Genomic DNA, 19,740 nt, shown 5'->3' with positions numbered 1-19,740 from the left:
CGACTGGCTCGGAAACCGTGTGGAGTTGCTCGTCGGCTCCGCTCAGGCGGAGCACGGCACGCCCCTTGTGGGTGAGCTTCAAGCCCTCGGCGTGCGGGATCTTGGTGGCTAATTCGAATTCGGTTGCTGTGACGCGGAGTTGATCGCCGTAGGAGCGGTGGTTCCAGCGGATGGGATCATGCTGGTCGTTGATCTTGTCGTGGTTCCTTGGGGATCGGAGTGTGTGTCGTGTCGATGCAACCGCAGTCCTGGCCTGAGCCGGATCCGCAGGTCGCGGCGGCGATCCGGGCGATGTATCGGGGCAGGCGCGAGGCGCCTCTGGCGGTGCAGGTTCGTGACCGGCTCGGGGAGCTGTTCCCGGACGCGGCCTTTGCTGACGCGTTCGGCCAGGTGGGCAAGCCGGGCTGGTCGCCGGGGCGTCTGGCGCTGGTCACAGTGCTGCAGAAGGCTACGAACCTGACGGATCGGCAGGCTGCTGACGAGGTTCGCGAGAACCTCGCCTGGAAGTACGCACTCGGCCTGGATCTGGAGGATCCGGGCTTCGACCACAGCGTGCTGTCAGAGTTCCGCTCCCGTGTTGTCGCCCACGGCCTGGAGGAACGTGTGCTGGACCTGTTGCTGGAGCGCCTGCAGACCCTGGATCTGGTGCAGGCGGGCGGCAGCCAGCGCACCGACTCCACACACATCGTTGCCGCGGTGCGGGATCTGAACCGGCTCGAGCTGGTCGGCGAGAGCGTCCGCGCTGCCCTGAACGCGCTGGCCGCCGCATGCCCCGAATGGGTCGATCAGGTGCTGGTGGTGGAGGACTGGAGCCACCGCTACGCGGACCGGATCGACAACTGGCGACTGCCGAGTTCCAAGACCAAGCAGTACGAACTCGCGCTCGCCTACGCCGCCGACGGCTTCACGCTGCTGCAGGCCCTCTACGCGCCCGCCTCGCCGGGGTGGCTGCGCGAGCTGCCCGCGGTGCAGACCCTACGGTGCGTGCTGGTGCAGAACTACACCCGCACCACCGACCGGGCCGGCAGGCTGCGGATCCGGCAGCGCGAGCGGACCGACGACGGCGGCGACGGCCTGCCGCCCGCCCCGATACGCCTGGCCTCTCCCTACGACACCGACACGCGTTGGTCCGCCAAGCGTGACCTGTTCTGGAACGGCTACAAGCTGCACGTCTCGGAGACCTGCCACCCGCAGGCCGACGGCGACCGGCCGACCCGCCCGAACCTGATCACCAACGTCACGACCACCCGTTCCACCCTGCCGGACAGCAAAGCCCTGGACCCGATCCACCAGGCCTTTCGCCGCCGCCACCTGCTGCCCGCCCGGCACTACCTCGACTCCGGCTACCCCAGCGCCGACCTGATCGTCTCGTCCGCCAAGGACTACGGCATCGCCTTGGTCACCCCGGTCCTGCTCGACACCTCCCGCCAGGCCAAGGCCCAACAAGGCTTCGCCGCACACGACTTCACCATCGACTGGGATCGCAAGCGAGCCGTCTGTCCGGCCGGAAAGATCAGCGCCACCTGGAACAACGTCGCCCAGGAAGGCGTGGCCAAGACCGTCGTCGCCTTCGCCGCCCTGGACTGCATCCCCTGTCCGACCAAGGAGCAGTGCACCAGCTCACGAAAGGGCCGCCGGCTCAGCCTCTACCCCCGTGAGCTCACCGAGGCCATCCGCACCGCCCGCGCCCAGCAACAGAACGGAACCTGGCAACGTGACTATGCGCTCCGCGCCGGGGTCGAGGGTGCCATCCGCCAGGCCACCCACACCACCGGCCTACGCCGAGCCCGCTACCGCGGCCTTGCCAAGACCCACCTCGACCACACCACCAGCGCCACCGCCCTCAACCTCATCCGACTCAACGCCTGGTGGAACGGCCACCCCCTCGACCGCGGCAGCCACAGCCACCTCGCCAGACTCCAACTCCGCCTCGCTGCATGACAGTTGGGATTAGCCACCAAGATCGTGCGGGTGCCGAATATTACGTCCTCGCAGGTCAACCGGCATGAGCGTACTCATGGATGACGCCGCCGAGTCGATCACGTCGATGGACTTCGAGGTGGTCGACTCGGTCCGGCTCGGTGATCGGTTCGGGGACTGGCCGAAGCGGCGCCGCACTGTGCAGGGTGCGGTGAGGCCGATGCCCGTTATAGAAAGACTCGAACTCGCGGAGCGCGTGCAGCAGGTGGGACTGGTTCCAGATCAAGGTACGGTCGAGGAGTTCGCGCCTGCAGGTCTGCACCCAACGTTCCATGACCGAGTTCATCCGGGGAATGCGGATGCCGGTAGTGACGACCTCAATGCCCTCGGCGGCGAAGACGGCGTCGAACGCGCGGGTGTACTTGCTGTCGCGGTCCCTGATCAGGTGCGTGACCGTGGCGCCGGCATCCTGAAGGTCCATCACCATATTCCTCGCGACCTGGATGACCCAGGCCGCGGTGGGGTGGGTGGTCACGCCGAGGATGCGGACACGACGGTTGGCGTGCTCGATGACGGCGAAGACGTACACGCTCGCGCCGTTCAGGGTGGTGGCAGTGAAGAAGTCGCAAGCCAGGATCGCGTGTGCCTGGCTACGCAGAAACATGGCCCAGGTCTGGCGGTCGCGTTCGGGCGCGGGCCCGATCCCGTGCGCCCGCAGAATCTCCACACGGTGGAGGGTGCGACCTTGATGCCGAGGACGGTGAGTTCGCCGTGGATGCGCCGGTAGCCCCAGCCTGCGTTCTCGTGGGCCAGGCGCAGGACGAGAGCCTGGATGGCGCGGCGGGTCGGCGGTCTGCCGGGCCGCTTGCGGCGGGAGGCGTCGGCATGGCGGCGGCGCATGAGATCGCGGTGCCACCTCAGGATCGTGTCCGGCGAGACGATCAGGTGCAGCTGCCGCAGCTTGGGTCTGGGAAGCCGGTGCAGGAGCGCGGCAAGAAAGGCACGGTCCGCTGCGTTGACGCGCGGCCTGTCGATCTGCCGCTGCAGGACGGCCAACTGGTGGCGCAGCGTCAATATCTCGATGTCCTTGTCAACATCGCTCATCGGAAGCAGCCGCATGAAGGCGAACACGCTCGACACGGCGAGGTAGGGCAGTCGCAGCAGCACGATCCAGCAGCCTGACACGCCCATGCGGCGAACGTTTGCCACTCACGAGAACACGCAGTTCAACGGCTATGGATGGGGATTTCGGCACCCGCACCACGTCGAACACCTACCCGACGGCACCGAACACCGCACCGGCATCTGGATCACCAACCAGAAAGCCCGCCGCGACCGGCTCGATACCGGCCAGCTCCGCGCGCTCGCCGAGCTGGGAATCGACTGGGCTCGGTAGCCAGCAGCCCTTCCCAGGGGCGGAGCGCCATCCCGCCTCCCGGGGCCTGCGGGTGCCCTGTAGCCTCCGTGGGTGAGCAGCGCAGGTGAGGTGCCCGAGTGGCAGGCGGTGTTGGAAAGTACCGAGTGGGCGTCACTCGAAACCCCTGCAGGACCTGCGACAGGCGGATCCCTGCCGTCCGCCCTGGCCGGTCTTGTGAACCCTGACCCAGCCGTCCGGGCTGCGGCACTCGACAGGGCGCTGCCCAGCCACCAGAACACCATCTACGAGGCCACCGTGCCCGTCGCACGGTACGTCGCGGCGATCCTGTCGCACCCCGCCACCTCGACGAACGAAGTCCACTCAGCCACTGGGCAGGCCCCACACCTGCCGATGCGCGCTGAGCTGCTGAAATGGCTCGGTTCCACCGCGTACGACGCCGACGACGAAACCGTCGCGATCGGCCAAGGCATGTGGGACGGCACGTTCCTGGCCGGGTACCCGGCCATGCGCGGGTTCCGGGACCTGCGCCCGCAGCTCTTCCGCGCCATCTGCCCGCTCCTGGACGACGAAAACGAAACGGTACGACACGCAGCCCTCGTCGCCGCCATACCCCTGGCCGAACACCCCGAGCTCGTCCCTCACCACGACCTGCTCGCCCACCACGCCCACCGCCTGCTGAACACCAGCACCCACCGGTACCAGCGTGACCGCGCCCTGGACGCCCTCCAGGCCTGGGGCCACGACACCAGCACCCTGGAAACACCAGACGACACCGCGGCACGAACCCGCTACGCCCGCCTCGCCGCCCAACGCCTCCAGCCCCTCGAATGGGGCGGATACAGCGACGAACCGCCTTTCTGACACCACCAGGAGCCAACAGCCAGCCTGATCCCAAGGTGATGCCCGCGCCTGCGTGGAGAAGGCTCTATCGGATGGTGGCGACTGCTGTCAGTCGTATGCCGATACCGGTCAGCCGAGTGCAGAAGGACTGGGATACCTGAGACCAGGGCGGCAATTCGTGCCGCCCTGGTGCTCGTGGGAAGGGGCCGCCGAGGCCGGCGCAGGCGATCCCCGGATGCCCCGCGGCCCTCTAGCGACAGCGTCCCGCCGCCGACCGCATGCGGGGGAGCGCCAGCGTCACGGCACCGCGCCCACCCGGCGATGCGGCTGAGGTGACTGCCTCACCAGGTGTGAGCGACATCGACCACCAAACGGTTGGAGAGCTGGGACACCCGGAACGGCAGCCGGGCCCGCACACCAAGGCCCACTTGCGTGACCCCTTCGAAGCTGGCCCCGAACTTCGCCTCGCGGAAGGTGCGGTAGCCGGTCAGGTCGACGCCCGGAAGCACTCGGCTGCCCCGGCCTGGGTAGGTCGCCGAGTGAGTCTCCGGGTCGTAGGCGGGGGCGGACACCCTGATCTCGATGATCGCCCCGCCGGAGATCGGAATGCGCATGCCGGAAGGGTCCTGATAGAAGGCGCCGACGTAGTGCACGGTGTACCCGATCGGCTCGATGCCCGCCGTGGGTACGTCGAAGACCATGCGGTCGTAGCAGTCGTGCTCGCCGGTCCTAATGTCGGTCAGCGATCCGACGCTGGTGTCCGCCGCAGTCTTCGGAAGGCTGCCCCAGCCGGTCGGGCACGCGACAGCCGTCGTGGTCGCGCCCGCCGTCGCGGGCGCGGCCACTCCCACGCCCACACCGGCCATCGTCAGGGCGGCCAGCATCGCCCCGTATCGTCTCGTGCGCATCGTTCCCCCTTGTGCTGCGGCTCTTGGTTTCCTGCCATATACGACATGCCGGTCACGGGATTGGTTGTACGGGTCGCCCCGAAAGTGGAGATCCACCAGCCCACCAACCTCTCCGGCGCGGACGGCGCCGCCAACGGCCGACTGCGCCGAGAGGGTTGCCCAGCGAAGGTCGTCGTCGGGGACGACAGTCAGCCGTGCAGGACTGATGACCGCGGCGGCCGCGACAGTGGCCGGGGCATCCTTCGGGTGCAGGGATACGGGTATGGAGCGTGCCCCACTGCCGTCGGTGCGGCGGACCTTGACCGACAGGACGAGATGGTCATGGAGCAGCGGCTGGCCGTCGCGGGATTCGTAGTGCCGGAACCGGGCGGCGATCACCCCGGGTTCGGCGCGCTCGGGGGTGCTGTCCCTTCCACGGCGCACGATCAGCAGTCCCGTCTCAATCTGGTCGACGACCTCGTCGATCACGCGAGTATGCGCGGCCTCAATGACCTTCCTGACCACGTCGCTGGCCAGGGCCCAGAGGATCTGAACGCTGCCGGGCGCACGGAACACCAGATCGGCCCCGGACCACTTCTGGATCAGGTAACCAAGGCGGGTGGCGCGCTCGGCTTTCGCGGGGGTGTCTCCGGCAGCACGTCTGTCCTCGATGATCTGCTCGGAGACGGGGTGCCGCCCCTTGCCAAACAGGTTCGCCGTCTGCCGGTGGGTCACCCTCGATCCCGCGGTCAAGCCGACCGCAGGCAGGGCCTTGCCCATCCACACCCGGGTGGGACCCCGGCCTCTTCCTGCGCCTGGTCCAGGTTCTTCCCCCGGGGCCGGCGACCGTCCCCCACCGCGACCTGGCGCAGGTAATACCGGTACGCGGAGCCCGTGCTCACTTGCTGGAACGTCATCATGGCCCCAGCCCAGCACCCTAAAAGCGCTGGTCAAGGGCTTGTTGAGAGGGCTCCCGCCGGGCGGGAGGAAAACGTCGACAGGATGTGACTGCGTCCCGCCTGGCGGGCGGCTAGTGTCTGCACTTCCCACCCCGGCTGCGGACCGGCAGATGGCCGGTGCGTGGCAAGTGTGGCGTCTTCGGGGGTGTCAGCCGAGGCGGCCGACGTGGATGACGGCGATGGTGACAGTGGCTTCGGTGATCTCGTACAGGACGCGATAGCGGCCGACCTGCATGCGGCGCAGGTCCGGCGATCCGTACTCGGCGGTGCCCGCCGGCCGCGGGTGCTCGGCGAGCATGTCGACCGCGTCCATCAGCTGACGCAGCCCGTCCGGGTCGTTCTTGAGGAACCGGGCAGCCGCGTCGATGGCGGCCTCGTCCCAGGTGATCGCGTACGTCAACCGCGCTCCAGCCCGAGGCGGGCGCGCACCTCGTCATGCGGAACGTCCGCCGTCTGGCCGGCTGCCTGCCGAGCGCGGTACTGCGCCAGGGCCAGGGCGTCTTCCAGGTCGGCGAGCTCCTGGGGGTTGATCAGAACAGCCGCCGGCTGACCGTGATCGGTGATCGTGATGCGCTCACGGGCGTGGGACGCACGGCGAACCAGCGCCCCGAACCGGGCGCGCGCTTCAGTGATCGGCAGAGTGTCACTCATGTACAGAACTGTACACTTCACACCTCTTCTGAAGTGGGCAGCGTTGAGATCCGCACCCGCTAGCCCGGCTCTCTTTCTTGCTCCTCATCTGCGGCAGGCAAGCCGTGGGCGCATCAGGCGGGTTCTTTGCGGTCGGCAGGCAACATCACCGGTCACCGCGACCGGCAGAGCTCCAGTTGCAAGAGGCCGGAGCCTGTACGGGGAATGATCCCGGCTGGTTGACCGTTCATCTGCCTGTGGGTACGGAGGGGACGGTGTCCCCGGGCCTCACCTATTGCCCATGGGGAAGTTCGTTCGGCTGAAGCCCCATGGAGCCCTTCGCCGAGAGGCGACCACCCTTCGTACCGCGCACGGCTGCCCCGACTGGCCTCCCCGGACCAGCCGGGGCAGTCCTGTCTGCAGCCCGCAGGCACGGAGGTGTGCGGGGTCGTGAAGTGGTGCTCCGTATCTGCTCGGGCCAGATTGCACTCCTCCGACGGAGGGGATTCGCCGCGAGTGGGCGGCGCGCCGCCGCATTCGAAAATCGAACACACGTACCATTCATGTGTGCCCACGTACGACTTTCCCGAGGACCTGCGCGACGCCCAGCTCGCGCTGCACCAGACCCGCGCCGCATACGAGCAGTACGCCGCCGGCCTGCCCTGGTCGGCCGAACCGATGCCCGGCTGGGAGAGCGAGAAGCAGCCGTACACCAGCTTCCGCTCCGGCAAGGCCGACAGCCCCGGCTACACGGACGAGCAGGCCGCGGAAGTGCGCCGGTTCCAGGCGGAGCTGCTCCGGCTGAGCACCGAAGTGGCCACGCATCCGTACTGGACAACGCTCGACAGCGGTGTGGTGGCGGCGCGGACGGCCCTCAAGCACGCACACGAAACAGCGGACGAGGCGGCGTAGCCGTGTCCGATCCCGGGTCGATATCCCGCCTCGACAAGCTCCTGGCTCTTCAGGAGTGGCTGGACTGGCAACTGCGCCAGACCCGGGGCCGGATCCGGGAGCTCGAGGCCCAGGAACGACAGGAGCAGCGGCAAGAGAAGCAGCGGGCACGGGAGCAGCGCGAGCAGGGGAAGCCGCGGGCTGAGGAGCTGCGCAGCAAGGAGCGGCGTCCGCGTACCCCGGACTGGGGCATCGACGACATCGGGATCGGCACCTCGCGGTCCGAGGTCCACCGGGGTGACTGTTTCGCCGCCGGAAAACAGTTGCGAGCCATCAGCCGGGAGCAGGCCGCCGCCGCTCTCGCCGACGGCGCACCGGCCTGCGAGGTATGCCGGCCCGACACGGTGCTCGGCGCGCTGTGACCGGTGTCTGGTCGCAGCATGAAGGCGTGGAACTCCCGATCAGCGTGGCGCTGACCCGTGCCGTGCCGGTGCTGCCGCAGGGGCCGGGGGCTGGTTCTGACGGCGGGTGGGTCTGTCAGGGAGATCGGCGGTGACCTTGCAGAGCACGGACGCGTACCAGCGGTGCCCGGCCCACGGGACCCTCACGGACTGCACGACCGCCTGGCCCCGCTCCACCAGCCGCGCCATCCGCTTCCCGGAATGATGCAGCCCACCTCTCCAACCTTCGGCAGGCGTAGCCGCCGGTTGTCCAGTGCCGCAGGAGGGCGTTCGGTGACCGTGGTTGCCCTCCACGGTGCCTGCGACGACGGCCCCGTGGTGGCTGTGCTGGAAACACGGGGCAGCGTGGTGCTCTCGGGCTCCGTCAAACACCGGAAAGACGACGGCGGCCTCTGCACCAAGCAGGCAAGGTTGCAACAAGTGACTGTGAAGCTGGCACGACCCGTAGGCGACCGCGTTGTGGTCGACGCGCACACCGGCCAACCGGTCCCCTACAAGACACCGCACGGACCCTCACCGAGCTGGAGTTGAGCAGCGCAAGTCCTTGCCCCGGTCCACGCGCACCATCTCCGGCAGCCCGCCGAACGGGCCGTACGGCTCCTCGCGCAGGACCGCCGAGCAAACATCCCTCACACTCCCCCACCCCTAGATAAAGGGTCTGCGCTCGCACGATGAGCGCATGGTCGAGCAGCTCGCATCCCGCGCGCTCACCAGCGGCAAGCGCAAGGTCCACGTCCGGCGCGACGAAGACGGCCAGATCGTCGGGTCCGCCAGCGGCGAGGGCGACGGCGAGGACCAGGACGACGACACGCAGGCCGCCGCCGAAGCGGCGCTGCTCCACTTCTCCTCTCCCCGGGACGCGGCGACCATCGCGGCCTTCCTGCGGACGCGGGTGTACCGGCCGGAGTCGCTGGTGTGGCTGGAGGGCTACCAGGCCCTGCTCCGGTGGCGAAAGGAGAACGAGATCACCGGCCTCTACGCCGTGCCCTACGACGTCGAGGTCGAGGTCGGCGTCACCAAGGACTCCCCCCTCGGGCGGTGGGTGCACCAGCAGCGCAAGGCGCTGCGGGCGGGTGAGCTGGAGGAGCGGCGCAAGACCCTGCTGGACGCCCCGGAGGCCGGGATGGTGTGGGAGCCCGGCGAGGAGGCGTGGGAGACCAAGCTGTCCGCGCTGCGGTCGTACCGGCGGGCCACCGGGCACCTCGCCCCACGTCAGGACGCGGTGTGGGGCGAGGGCGAGGCGATGGTGCCCATCGGGCAGCACATGGCCAACCTCCGCCGGAAGGGCGGCCTGGGCAAGGACCCGGAGCGGGCGGCGAAGCGCGCGCAGCAGCTGACCGCGATCGACCCGGACTGGAACTGCCCATGGCCGCTGAACTGGCAGAGGCACTACCGCGTACTCGCCGACCTCATCGACGCCGACGGTTACCTGCCCGACATCGCGCCGGGCGTCGTCTTCGAGGGCGATGACGTGGGCACGTGGCGGTGGCGCCAGCAGGAACCGAGCACCTGGGCGCAGCTGTCGCCCGAGCAGCAGGAACGGCTGACCGCGCTGGGCATCAAGGCCGCTGAAGCTCCGTCTCCAGCCCCGGCAGTCGCTCGTGCGACGAAGGGCCCGAGCAAGGCGCAGCAGGCGTTCCAGCGGGGCCTTGCGGCCCTCACGCAATGGGTGGAACGGGAAGGCGACCGGCCGGTGCCAAGGGGCCACAGCGAGCCGATCGCAGTCGACGGCGAGACGGAGCCGGTGATCGTAAAGCTGGGCGTGTGGACATCGAACACCCGCGCGAGGCGGGACAGGCTCACGGCGGAGCAGCTGGATTCGCTGCGGAAGCTCGGCATCGATTAGGTGTAAAGCCGGTCTTCGGGGCGGCTGCCAGCGGATGCCCCGAAGACACAGCTCTGCTGCAGATCAGAGGAGTTTCGCAGATCAGTAAAGCCCGATCGCGTCCACGATGATGGCGGGACCGGCGATATGGGAGTGCACGTCCTCAGTGGGGAGATCCAGGTTGAAGTGGCTGACCAGCTCTCGCACGTGATCGTCTACGTCGAGCATCATGAAGCGCCGCATCATGTGCTCCCAGTCGTGGAGGAGCCACTGTTCGGCGCTGAGGTAACCGTCACTGCCCCCTGGAATCAACCTGCTGACGCTTCCCAGGACGCGGAGTTCTCCTTCGATACGGTTCGCTGAAGCCTCGCCCAGGAAGTGGTCCGGCGGCACATTGATGTAGACCTTCTGCGGCAGGTTCGACCCGGTCAGCTCCAGGAGGGTTGGAATGGGGAGGAGCTCGTTCCGGAGGTACACCTGCTGCAACTGCTCGGCGAACGGCAAATCCTCAACCTTGAGATTGCGGAGGCTTTCCAGGTCTGCCTCTACGGTGTCCATCAGCCGACGAAGGATGAAGAACATCTTCCCTGCCAGGCTGGCCGCGGTGATCCTCGTCGTTCCCTCGATCTGGACCAGATCGTCCCTGACGAGGGGGGTTTCGCCGTCCGGGTCGACTTTGACCGAGCCGGCGTCGCTGATCAGCGCGTCGATCAGCTTGCTGAAGGTGGCCTTCTGCTTGGGGGCGAGGCTGTAGGTGGATTGGAACTCAACGTCGGTCCCCCTAGAGCCTTCCAGCGCGAACCCGCCCATGCCAGCCTTACCGCCGCCGGTCTGCCTCCGAATGGATTTCTCGACGATCTCGGCTTGTCGAGGAATCTCGATTTCGTAGTACTCCGCCTGCGACAGCAGGGTCTCAGTGTCGAGGTAGATCGGTGACCGTAGTGCCATGCACAGAAGTATCTCAGTGCCCTCTGACACTCCGGCCCGTGCGCGCTCCAGTGCGTCCAGCGGAGCTCTGCGTGCGGAGAGCCGACGGTTCGCGCGCGCCGACACTGAGGGAACGGTCTCCCGGTGAGGGCACCACCACAGCCGAGCAGGCGGCACCGGAGTGCCTGGTGAACTTGAGCATGATCGCCAGGTGGATCGAGGAGTGCTCCGTGGAGACCGTGCCCTGCTTCCTACCTGAAGACCACATCTGAGCAAGTGGCCTTGATCGTGAACAGGGCCTGGGGACGCCGGGGCGGGTGGATGCTTTGCCGGTGACAAACATTGATGAGGTACGCCGTGCCCTGAAGGAGTCCAGGTTCGATGTTCTGCTGGGGCTGGAGGAGTCGAGCTGGCTGGACGTCAAGAAGGGGATCTACCACCTGGACAATCCGGAGCACGAACAGGAACTCCTCAAGGACGTGGCCGGCTTCGCCAACACTTCCACCGGTGGACTGCTGGTGGTCGGCTTCAAGACCGAGCAGCCCCACGATGTCGAGATCGTTTCCGAGCTCAATCCCGTCCCACGGAAGCTCGTCGACCTCGACCGGCACCGCAAGCTGATCGACGGAAAACTGATACCCACGGTGCGAGGTCTAAGCGTCAACTGGATCGACTGCGGTGAAGAAAAGGGCGTACTGGTCATCGACATCCCAGCCCAGCCGCCCACTTCCCAGCCTCTCGTAGTGCCGGGACCGACCAAGGGCGCACCACCCGATTCGGTCGCCGTACCGATGCGGCGCGGAGACCGCACCACATGGCTCCCCCGAGCCCAGATCCAGGCGCTGCTCGCCACAGGGTGGGCGGTGACCGGTGCACCTGCTGAACCAGCAGCCCCGCACACGGCGGACCGTGCGAAGAGCGGCCGCGTCTTCGACGCGATTCCTCCCGATGCCCGATGGATCAAGGTACTGGCCGAAGGAGCCCCGCTGCATCGGGTGCCCACCTGGCTGGCGGACGCCGTCTACGACGCGTACGACACGCTCACCGGCGACGTCGTGGACTTCATCGACCCCGAGGCGGCTGAAGAGCACCAGGCCCTGGTAGAAGCGCTGGGTGATCTCCACGCTGAGTTCATCGGGACCTTCCCGCCTGGCGGAGTGAGCGGCTACAAGTACACGGAAGTCCCAGTCGAGTGGAAGGGCACAGACCCCACCCGCTACTACAAGGCGCTTGAGGACTTGTCGACGGCGAGGCAGAGGTTCCTGGACCTGTACAGACAGTTGAGCAACACACTGAACAGGAAAGGGCTGCTGTCCTGACCGGCCCCGGGCAGAGCGACAACCAACTGACGGCAGTGGCCATCGACCATGACCAACGCATGTGTGTGGCCTGGGAGACGGACAACGGCCCCTGGCAGGGCCCGGTCGCTTTCGGCGAAGCGTCCTTCATCGCAGGTTCGCCAGTCGGAGTGGCCAGGCAGAACCCCAACCAGCTGACAGCTCTCGCCGTTGGAGAAGACGGACGCATGCGCGTCGCATGGGAAACCAACAACGGGCCCTGGCAAGGACCGGTTGCGTTCGGAGAGGACGCCCTGGCCCCGGTGTCAGGCGTAGCGGTTAAACCACAGAACGACAACCAATTGACGGCCCTTGCAGTGGGAGCCGACGGACGCATGTACGTCGCATGGGAAACCGATAACGGCCCGTGGCAGGGGCCCGTAGGCTTCGGAGACCAGGGTCTGTTTCCTTCCTACGCGGGAATCGCTGCGGAAAAGCAGAACGACAACCAGTTCACAGCCGTGGCTATCGGACACGACGGACGCATGCATGTGGCCTGGGAGACGGGCAACGGCCCCTGGCAGGGGCCCGTCGCTTTCGGAGACGCCGCTTTTGAACCCGGCTCCGGCATAGGACTGGCCAGGCAAAACGACGGCCAACTCACCGCGATGGCCATCGGCAGCGACGGCCATCTGCACGTGGCCTGGGAGACGGACAACGGCCCCTGGCAGGGGCCAGTAGCCATCTGAGTCCGGCGCTGACCGCGTGCGGGCGGGTAGGGTCGAGTGCGGCGGCCGACGGGAGTTTCCCCGCCGACCGCCGTACGCGCTGTCTGTGCGTGCCAACATCGCAGGTGAGCGGGCACCTCTGGTCGACGCCATCCCCGAACCGGAGCTTCCCGCGCCGCGGGTGGTCGGCGTCGACGAGTACGCCACCCGCAAGGGCCGCCGCCCGTGAACCGATCCTCACGCCCGTACCGGGCCCACCGCATCCGGAACAGGGGATGACGGTCCCCGCAACCGTGCTCACGCCGGTCGCACCCCTGCTGCGCTCCTCCGCCAGGGTGAACCCGCAGGCCAAATCGTTCTTCCTGCGCCCGGCAGCCCGTATGTCTAGTAGGGCTTTGTTAGGTACCCCAAGTGATCTTCGTTGGATAGATTGTGATCTTCTTTCAGTTGTGACTCCTGAGGAGATGGAAGAGGTCCGTCCGCGTCTGGAGGCGTTCGCGGCCGAGATGCTGGGCTCGTTGGCGCGTCGGGACCAGCGGGCCAAGGGTGAGTTGTACCTGCGTGGGCTGATGCTGGACGGCAAGCGCAAGTCGATGCAGCCGATGGCCGAGCGCCTGGGCGTGGACCACCAGCAGCTCCAGCAGTTCGTGTCCTCCTCCACCTGGGACTACTCCAAGGTCCGTGAGCGGCTGGCCCGTTGGGCTGCGGCGCACATCTCGCCCGAGGCGTACGCGATTGACGATGTCGGCTTCCCCAAGGACGGCTACGACTCGCCGGGGGTGGCGCGGATGTACTGCGGCGCGCTGGGCAAGCGGGGCAACTGCCAGATCGGGGTCAGTGTGAACCTGGTCAGCGACCGCGCCTCCTCGGCCGTCGACTGGCGTCTATTCCTGCCCGAGGGCTGGGACGACACCAAACATACCAAGGACGCGCTGCTGGCTTCGGCGATCCGCCGGCGCCGCGCCAAGGCCGGCATCCCCGAGACTGCTCGCCACCGGGAGAAGTGGCGCCTGGCCCTGGACATGCTCGACGAGGTCCGCGGGGACTGGGCGTTGCCGGGCCTGCCGGTCGTCGCCGATGCCGGATACGGCGACGCCACGGGCTTTCGGGAGGGCCTGACCGAACGAGGCCTGACCTACGCGGTCGCGGTCAAGGCCACCACGACCGCGCACCCGGGCGACGCCACGCCCGAGCGTCCGCCGTACTCCGGGCAGGGCCGCCCTCCCGTGTCCGCCTACCCCCAGCCGCACAGCACCCTGCGCGTGCTGGCCCTGGCCGCCGGGCAAGCGGCCGCCCGCACCGTTACCTGGCGCCAGGGCAGCAAGGCCACCAAGCACAACCCACGGGCCGAGATGCGCTCGCAATTCCTGGCCCTACGGGTCCGCCCGGCCAACCGGCACATCCGCCGCGCCGCCGACGGCTCCCTGCCCGAATGCTGGCTGCTCGTCGAGTGGCCACCCGACTCCGCCGAGCCCACCGACTACTGGCTCTCGACACTGCGCGCCGACACCCCACTGCGCGAGCTGGTGCGAATCGCCAAGATCCGCTGGAGAGTTGAGCACGACTACCGCGAGCTCAAGGACGGCCTCGGCCTGGACCACTTCGAGGGCCGCAACTACCTCGGCTGGCACCGCCACGTCACCCTCGCCTCCCTCGCCCAGGCCTTCTGCACCCTGCTGCGGCTCGACCCAAAAGCCCCTGCGCCGGCCTGACCCTCTACGCGGTCCTCCGCGAACTCCAGGCCCTCCTGGCCACCTGGACCGGCGCATGCTCCATATGCGGCCAACCCGCACCAACCCCCGAACCCCACCAAAGGACCTAACAAAGCCCAACTAGTAGACCGTCGCAGCTAATTTTTGGGATAAAGGTGACGCAGTTTGATGCGTGCGTCGTGGGTGGTGAACTGCCAGTTCACCTGACGTTGGTCGGTGTTGGTGGCGTTCTGCCAGGCTGAGAGTTCGGTGTTGAGGTTGTCGAGGTTGCTGATCCGGCGGTCGAGGCATTGCCGGGTCAGCGCGGAGAGTTCGATCTCGGCGATGTTGAGCCATGACCCGTGTTTGGGTGTGTGGTGGATCTCGAGGCGTTGGGCCAGGGCGAAGGCCTCTTCTGGTTCGAATGCCTCGTACAGTGAGGCGATGCCGTGGGTGTTGAGGTTGTCCATCACCAGCACCACGGCCTTGGCGTCGGGGTAGTCCACGCTCAGTAACTGTTTGACCTGGCCGGCCCAGTCGATCCGGGTCCGCTGGGACAGTGCCTGGACTCGACGCCACCCGCGCAGGGGTTCGGCCCACACGAAGATTGAGCACGTGCCGCAGCGGATGTACTCGCTGTCCTGGCAGGCGTCGTGACCAGGGCGGGCCGGGAGCGGGTCGCGGGCATGGTCGAGGAGCTGGTAGGGCTTCTCGTCCATGCACACCACCGGGCGTGCCGGATCGTAGGGCCGGGCATAGACGGCCAGCACGTCTTCCATCCGGGCCGCGAACTCCGCGTTCGCTCGTGGCGGGATGGTCCAGCACTTTCTCAGGTGAGGACGCAGTTCCGTTTTTTAAGACCCGCCCGATGGTGGAGTGGTCCAGGTCGGGGATGTCCTCGACCAGCGCGACGTGCTTCTCCAGCAGCCGCAGCGACCACCGGGTATAGCCCTGGGGTGGCTGTGAGCACGCCATCGCGATCAGCCGGGCTTCGACCTCACCGGTCACCGGCGAGGGCACCGGCGGGAGGTCGCGCTTCTTCCGAGCAATCGTGGCGTGCACATCGCCACCGGTCTCGGTGAAACGCTTGGCGACCAGCCGCAACGTCTCACCGGAGACGCCGAGCCGGGCCGCGATCACCTCCTTGGTGTCCACCTCACCCACCGAGCTGTCCAGCGCAAGCAGCACCCGCGCACGCATGATCATCGAGGCCCCACGAACACCCGTCGTGGTCACCCGGACCAACTCCTCACGATCCTGCGCGGTCAACCTGACCGGCCGCTTCTTCTGCGAACCCATGACAACAGTCCTGTCTGGCAAAGGGGAAGGAATCTGCCAGACACCAACCTCCCAACCAGACATGCCATAACTAAGTAGCGACACGCTACTAGTGCCGTGATCAAAAACGTGAGGCGTGCCGCGGCGGTCGCCGCCCTGGCCCTCTCCTCGCTGGCCGTTCCCGCCTCCGCCTCCGGCAGCACCGGCACGGTACGGGCCGGTATCGACTGCCCGTCCGGCTACGTGTGCATCTACCCCGAGATCAACTTCGGCGGGCAGCCATGGGTACGGCGCGCCGTGGACGGCGGCGTGAAGGACCTGCCGTCCGCGATCCGTGACCGCGGCAGCTCGATCCGCAACAACTCCGACCGCACCGCCCGCGTCTACGAGAAGCGGAACTACAGCGGCCGCTGGGTCTGCGTGACCCGCAGCGGCGGCTCCATCCATGACCTGCGCGGCTACAACCTCAACGACCAGACCCGCTCCTTGCGAATCAACCGAAACGACTGCGGTTGAACACGGCCTCGGGACTGGTGAGCTCGCATGTTCAGGTGTCGCGTATTCGCGGCCGAGCCCAGATGAGGCTCGCGCTGAGTGATCTGCGCGAGCTCGGCGGCACCCCGCAGTCTGCTGTTGGCGATTGGCATGATGGGCGGCGGCAAGTTCTCAGGTGTTTCTAGAGGAGCGACTGTGGCGTTCGAAACCGAAGCCGATTTCGGAGTCGCCGAACGGGATGAGTGGTCTTATTCGGCGGCAGTCGGCGTCGGACCGCTCCGGTTCGGTATGACCGTCGACGAAGTGGTCGAGGCGGCTGAGGTACTCGGCCAGACGAAGGTCAGCGGTGAATTTCAAGTCCAGTGAGACATTTGTGTGGCTATGAGATCTGTGGTGTGGTTTCCCTGCGCTTGGCGGGGTCGTTGATCCACGCTTGCTGGGGTATCTCGGGCGGTGTGGGGCGGCGACCGAAGCGTTCGGGGTGGCGGGCGAACGCTTCGGCGAGCGTGACGGCTCTCTGGTCGCGGACCTCCTCGGCGGTGCCGAAGTGGACGCTGGCGGGCGTGTGCCATCCAATGCCCGAGTGCCGGTGCTCGTGGTTGTAGTACGCGATGAACGCGTCGAACCAATCACGGGCGTGGGCCAGGGAATCGAACCGCTCGGGGTAGTCGGACATGTACTTGGTGGTCTTGAAATGGGCCTCGCTGTAGGGGTTGTCATTGGAGACTTTCGGCCGGGAATGGCTGCGGGTGACGCCGAGGTCGATCAGCAGCTGAGAGACCTTCTTGGAGGTCATTGAGGTGCCCCGGTCGGCGTGGACGGTCTCGGGCACGATGCCGTTGCGCTCGATGGTGTCCCGGATCAACTCCTCGGCACGCTCTGCTGATTCGGCGCGTTCAACGGTGTGGCCGACGATGTAGCGGCTGAAGATGTCGATGACGACGTAGGCGTGGTACCAGGTGCCCTTGGCCGGTCCGGCGAGCTTGGTGATGTCCCAGGTGAAGACCTGGGATGGGGCGGTGGCGACCAGTTCGGGCACGGTCTTGGCCGGGTGGGTGGCCTGACGGCGACGCTCGCCGGACTGGCCCTTGTCACGCAGGATCCGGTACATCGTGGAGACCGAGCAGTGATAGCGGCCCGCGTCCAGCTCACGGGCCCAGATCTGCGCGGGCGGCAGCTCCACGTACTCGGCGCTGTTCATCAACTCCAGTACTGCCGCACGCTCTTGATCCGTCAGCGCCGAGGGCTGGGCCTGGACGTGGGAGCGGGGCGTGCGGTCGGTCGGGGGCTTGAGCCTGCGGTAGTGGGTGGCCCGGGAGCGGCCTGTCAGCCGGCACGCGGCCGTGATGCCCAGCTGGCCCTGAACGCCGGTGAACGCGGTGTCCACCACGGGGTCGGTGGCGTGTTTCAGTCCGCGCTCTCGGAGATCATTTCCAAGAGCGCGGAGGCTTTTCCCATCACCTCGAGTGCGGCCTTGTTCCGGGCCAGGTCCTTCTGCAGCCGCTCCACCTGCTGTCGCAGCTTCTCGTTCTCCACCTCCGCGGCGGACTTCTTCGTGCGGGCGGGGCTGGTCCGGCGGTCGACCAGGTTTTCCAGGGCCCCGGCATCCCGGGCGGCCCGCCACTCCTTGACATGCGAGTGGTAGAGGCGTTCCCGGCGCAGGACCGCGCCCTTCTCGTTCCTGGGCGCGGCGTCGTACTCGGCGACGATCCGCAGTTTGTACTCCGAGGTGAAGGTACGGCGCTTCGGCCTCGGCGCCGGGTCGGACCCGACGGGCTCAGTGCTGGGCATAAGGGGCGGTTCTCCTGTCGTGCCCTCTCAGGCTAACCCCGCAGAACGGGACGTCTCACCCGAGGCTGACAGAGAGGGTGGGGACGCGGAAGCCTGCGAGCCAGGCGGTCAGTCGCTCTGTCTCTGTGGGCAACCGACGGAATTCGTTGACCAGTCGTAACGTCGCTTCCGCCGGGTTGGATTCCCGCGCAGGAGTGCCCTCGTTTCCGCCCCTGAGCGTCGGCGCCGACGCGAACGCACGCATCACCGTTGGGGCCAGCCGAACCGACTGTGTTTCGTCACCTGGGGCGGCCCTTTTCGTCGGTAACCCCAGGTTGCGGGCCTCCCACAATCCGATGTGTCACACCTCAGTGGCAGACTGCGGCACAACGAAGCTTCGGAAGGGCAGGGCGTTGCGGCAGGGGTCACCCGTCGAGCGCCACTGCTCAGGGGTGGCTGGTGCCACGGGGGGAGATACGCGGCTGTGATCTTCGACAGTCTTGATGTGTCGTACGGCAACATGTGGGGTTCCCAGCAGGGAATGACCCATCCGGAACCGATGTCGCGCGCGGTCGCCGCACGCAGACATGCTGCCGGGATGGAGTACGCCGTTCTGCTGTCCGCGCGGGAGCGACCGCTGGCACTGGTCGAACGCTGGCCGCGCCGGATGTGGCGCGTGTATCTGTTCGACGACAGGTCCTGGCGCATGCAGATGATCGACCTCAAGCCGCACGGCACGGGGATGTTGTTGGCTCGCTGGAACACTCGATGGCAGTTTGCCAACGAGCAGGAGCACTCGTTCGGGAAGTGGGATGTTCAGGAGACCACGACCGTCTCGGCCGACGGGCAGGTCGAGGTGAAGTCCGAGTCCGCCAGGTCGAGGGGAGCGTCGACGGAGCCACTGCACGCTCGAACATCCGGCCCGTCGAGCGCCCCCGTGCGGCAGTTCCAGGCGCCCGTCGAAAGCTTCCTCTGCCCCGAACCGGAATTCGGCGACTGGCAGGTGTTCGCGCCGTTCCTCGCCCAGCAGGGCCACGAGCCCGCCACGACCGTACTCCTGAGCGACGCGTCGGTGGACGAAGGATCGGGACCGCTGCACGCCACCGGAATCGAGCAACTATTCAGTCCGGGTGCGTGCGACACTCCGGATGGGCCGGCCGTCGTCGAGCTCGTCGACGCCGGCCTGCTGCGGATCACGTCAGGGCAGCTGGCGGTCTCGGACCCCGGCTGGGCCGGGGAGACCTCGCGGACCGTCGCTGTGCCACCGGGCGAGTTCCCGGTCACGCTGTCGCTTTTGCGCACGACACGCGGGGCCGGTGTCGCCGCGGCCAGGGTGCGGTTCCTGGACATCTCGCCCCGTGAGTGGGAAATGGCCCTTCGGCCCGACGAGGACCTGGGGCTGCTCAGCGAGGGCCAGTTCTACGGGGTTGGCGTGGATACCGGCACAGCGGCTTTCATGGACGCGACTCGGACAGTGATCGAAGACCAGCTGGACGAGGACCTGTTCATACCCCTCGACAGCCATTTCACCGTCGAACTGCCCAGCACGGAGCCCGAGCCGAACCTCATCGCCTTCCGTGCCGGCCGGGGCGACGGGACCTACCCCGTCTGGATCGGCCGCACCGATGACGGACAGGTTGGTTGCGTCGTCGTCGACTTCCAGCTCCATTCCGCCGACGGGGAAGAGTAAGGAGCCGCCGACCATCGGCGCGAGGCCGCACTGCCCGAGACTGGGACCACGGCGAACCTCCAGAGTGCACACGGCGATTGAGAAGCTCGACAA

Annotated in this window: 18 protein-coding genes and 5 pseudogenes; 13 read left to right on the top strand and 10 right to left on the bottom strand. The window is 67.4% G+C overall.

What is annotated here, in order from left to right:
• Positions 1 to 234: 234 nt before the first annotated feature.
• Positions 235 to 1,941 (top strand): IS1182 family transposase, encoded by a 1,707-nt coding sequence (locus OG395_RS55160; protein ID WP_327249211.1) that lies wholly within the window; start codon positions 235 to 237, stop codon positions 1,939 to 1,941.
• A gap of 55 nt (positions 1,942 to 1,996) precedes the next feature.
• Here the strand turns inward: OG395_RS55160 and OG395_RS55155 are convergent.
• A pseudogene (locus OG395_RS55155) lies at positions 1,997 to 3,087 on the bottom strand (integrase core domain-containing protein).
• Positions 3,088 to 3,109: 22 nt separating this feature from the next.
• Between OG395_RS55155 and OG395_RS55150 the strand changes: the two are divergent.
• Together OG395_RS55150 and OG395_RS55145 are read left to right on the top strand one after the other, a co-directional pair.
• The gene (locus tag OG395_RS55150; RefSeq protein ID WP_327241081.1) at positions 3,110 to 3,316 is read left to right on the top strand and encodes a hypothetical protein; all 207 of its coding nucleotides are present in this window, start codon (positions 3,110 to 3,112) and stop codon (positions 3,314 to 3,316) included.
• A 72-nt stretch (positions 3,317 to 3,388) separates the two neighbouring features.
• Positions 3,389 to 4,159 (top strand): hypothetical protein, encoded by a 771-nt coding sequence (locus tag OG395_RS55145; RefSeq protein WP_327241082.1) that lies wholly within the window; start codon positions 3,389 to 3,391, stop codon positions 4,157 to 4,159.
• Between the two features lie 320 nt (positions 4,160 to 4,479).
• Here the strand turns inward: OG395_RS55145 and OG395_RS55140 are convergent, their stop codons facing one another.
• From OG395_RS55140 to OG395_RS55125, 4 genes and pseudogenes are all read right to left on the bottom strand, one after another.
• Positions 4,480 to 5,046 (bottom strand): AMIN-like domain-containing (lipo)protein, encoded by a 567-nt coding sequence (locus OG395_RS55140; protein ID WP_442818721.1) that lies wholly within the window; start codon positions 5,044 to 5,046, stop codon positions 4,480 to 4,482.
• A gap of 159 nt (positions 5,047 to 5,205) precedes the next feature.
• Positions 5,206 to 5,961, bottom strand: a pseudogene (mobF, locus tag OG395_RS55135) (MobF family relaxase); the annotation flags it as partial.
• A gap of 171 nt (positions 5,962 to 6,132) precedes the next feature.
• Positions 6,133 to 6,384, bottom strand: a complete 252-nt coding sequence (locus OG395_RS55130; RefSeq protein ID WP_327241083.1) for a type II toxin-antitoxin system RelE family toxin — start codon at positions 6,382 to 6,384, stop codon at positions 6,133 to 6,135.
• Entirely contained in the window at positions 6,381 to 6,635 is a 255-nt protein-coding gene (locus OG395_RS55125; protein WP_327241084.1) for a type II toxin-antitoxin system Phd/YefM family antitoxin, read from the bottom strand. The genes OG395_RS55130 and OG395_RS55125 overlap by 4 nt, the downstream gene beginning before the upstream one ends.
• A 546-nt stretch (positions 6,636 to 7,181) precedes the next feature.
• On the opposite strand from OG395_RS55125, the gene OG395_RS55120 reads away from it, so the two are divergent.
• The 3 genes and pseudogenes from OG395_RS55120 to OG395_RS55105 form a co-directional block, all read left to right on the top strand.
• Positions 7,182 to 7,526 carry a hypothetical protein gene (locus OG395_RS55120; protein WP_327241085.1) on the top strand — a complete coding sequence of 115 codons (345 nt, stop codon included), beginning with the start codon at positions 7,182 to 7,184 and terminating at the stop codon, positions 7,524 to 7,526.
• 2 nt (positions 7,527 to 7,528) lie between these two features.
• Positions 7,529 to 7,927 carry a DUF6233 domain-containing protein gene (locus OG395_RS55115; protein ID WP_327241086.1) on the top strand — a complete coding sequence of 133 codons (399 nt, stop codon included), beginning with the start codon at positions 7,529 to 7,531 and terminating at the stop codon, positions 7,925 to 7,927.
• A gap of 688 nt (positions 7,928 to 8,615) precedes the next feature.
• A pseudogene (locus OG395_RS55105) lies at positions 8,616 to 9,812 on the top strand (helicase associated domain-containing protein); the annotation flags it as partial.
• An 81-nt stretch (positions 9,813 to 9,893) separates the two neighbouring features.
• Here the strand turns inward: OG395_RS55105 and OG395_RS55100 are convergent.
• Entirely contained in the window at positions 9,894 to 10,739 is an 846-nt protein-coding gene (locus tag OG395_RS55100) for a DUF6414 family protein (RefSeq protein ID WP_327241087.1), read from the bottom strand.
• Positions 10,740 to 11,050: 311 nt separating this feature from the next.
• Here OG395_RS55100 and OG395_RS55095 point away from each other — a divergent pair, with 311 nt between their 5' ends.
• The 4 genes from OG395_RS55095 to OG395_RS55080 all read left to right on the top strand — a co-directional run bounded on the left by OG395_RS55095 (position 11,051) and on the right by OG395_RS55080 (position 14,435).
• Entirely contained in the window at positions 11,051 to 12,037 is a 987-nt protein-coding gene (locus tag OG395_RS55095) for an AlbA family DNA-binding domain-containing protein (protein WP_327241088.1), read from the top strand.
• 35 nt (positions 12,038 to 12,072) lie between these two features.
• Entirely contained in the window at positions 12,073 to 12,744 is a 672-nt protein-coding gene (locus tag OG395_RS55090; RefSeq protein WP_327241089.1) for a hypothetical protein, read from the top strand.
• Positions 12,745 to 12,829: 85 nt separating this feature from the next.
• Positions 12,830 to 12,952: a hypothetical protein gene (locus tag OG395_RS55085; protein WP_327241090.1), complete on the top strand. Its 123-nt coding sequence runs from the start codon at positions 12,830 to 12,832 to the stop codon at positions 12,950 to 12,952.
• A gap of 220 nt (positions 12,953 to 13,172) precedes the next feature.
• Entirely contained in the window at positions 13,173 to 14,435 is a 1,263-nt protein-coding gene (locus OG395_RS55080) for an IS701 family transposase (protein ID WP_442818486.1), read from the top strand.
• A 271-nt stretch (positions 14,436 to 14,706) separates the two neighbouring features.
• On the opposite strand, the pseudogene OG395_RS55075 reads toward OG395_RS55080, so the two are convergent.
• Positions 14,707 to 15,229 (bottom strand): annotated as a pseudogene (locus tag OG395_RS55075) (IS630 family transposase); the annotation flags it as partial.
• A 100-nt stretch (positions 15,230 to 15,329) separates the two neighbouring features.
• Positions 15,330 to 15,614 (bottom strand): annotated as a pseudogene (locus tag OG395_RS58950) (helix-turn-helix domain-containing protein); the annotation flags it as partial.
• Positions 15,615 to 15,809: 195 nt separating this feature from the next.
• On the opposite strand from OG395_RS58950, the gene OG395_RS55070 reads away from it, so the two are divergent.
• Entirely contained in the window at positions 15,810 to 16,208 is a 399-nt protein-coding gene (locus OG395_RS55070; protein ID WP_327241094.1) for a peptidase inhibitor family I36 protein, read from the top strand.
• A gap of 174 nt (positions 16,209 to 16,382) precedes the next feature.
• A complete protein-coding gene (locus OG395_RS55065) occupies positions 16,383 to 16,553 on the top strand; it encodes a hypothetical protein (protein WP_327241095.1) in 171 nt (56 codons plus the stop codon).
• 13 nt (positions 16,554 to 16,566) lie between these two features.
• On the opposite strand, the gene OG395_RS55060 is transcribed toward OG395_RS55065, so the two are convergent.
• Both OG395_RS55060 and OG395_RS55055 read right to left on the bottom strand, forming a co-directional pair.
• Positions 16,567 to 17,574, bottom strand: a complete 1,008-nt coding sequence (locus tag OG395_RS55060; RefSeq protein WP_327241096.1) for an IS3 family transposase — start codon at positions 17,572 to 17,574, stop codon at positions 16,567 to 16,569.
• Between the two features lie 20 nt (positions 17,575 to 17,594).
• Positions 17,595 to 17,978, bottom strand: a complete 384-nt coding sequence (locus tag OG395_RS55055; protein WP_327241097.1) for a hypothetical protein — start codon at positions 17,976 to 17,978, stop codon at positions 17,595 to 17,597.
• 463 nt (positions 17,979 to 18,441) lie between these two features.
• Between OG395_RS55055 and OG395_RS55050 the strand changes: the two genes are divergently transcribed.
• On the top strand, positions 18,442 to 19,647 hold the full coding sequence (locus OG395_RS55050; protein ID WP_327241098.1) for a DUF4241 domain-containing protein: 1,206 nt from the start codon (positions 18,442 to 18,444) through the stop codon (positions 19,645 to 19,647).
• Positions 19,648 to 19,740 lie beyond the last annotated feature (93 nt).

Origin of the sequence: Streptomyces sp. NBC_01320, assembly GCF_035974375.1 — a bacterium.
Lineage (GTDB): Bacteria > Actinomycetota > Actinomycetes > Streptomycetales > Streptomycetaceae > Streptomyces > Streptomyces yanii.
Note: the sequence above shows the minus strand (reverse complement) of the source record. Positions and strands in the feature narration are given on the sequence as shown.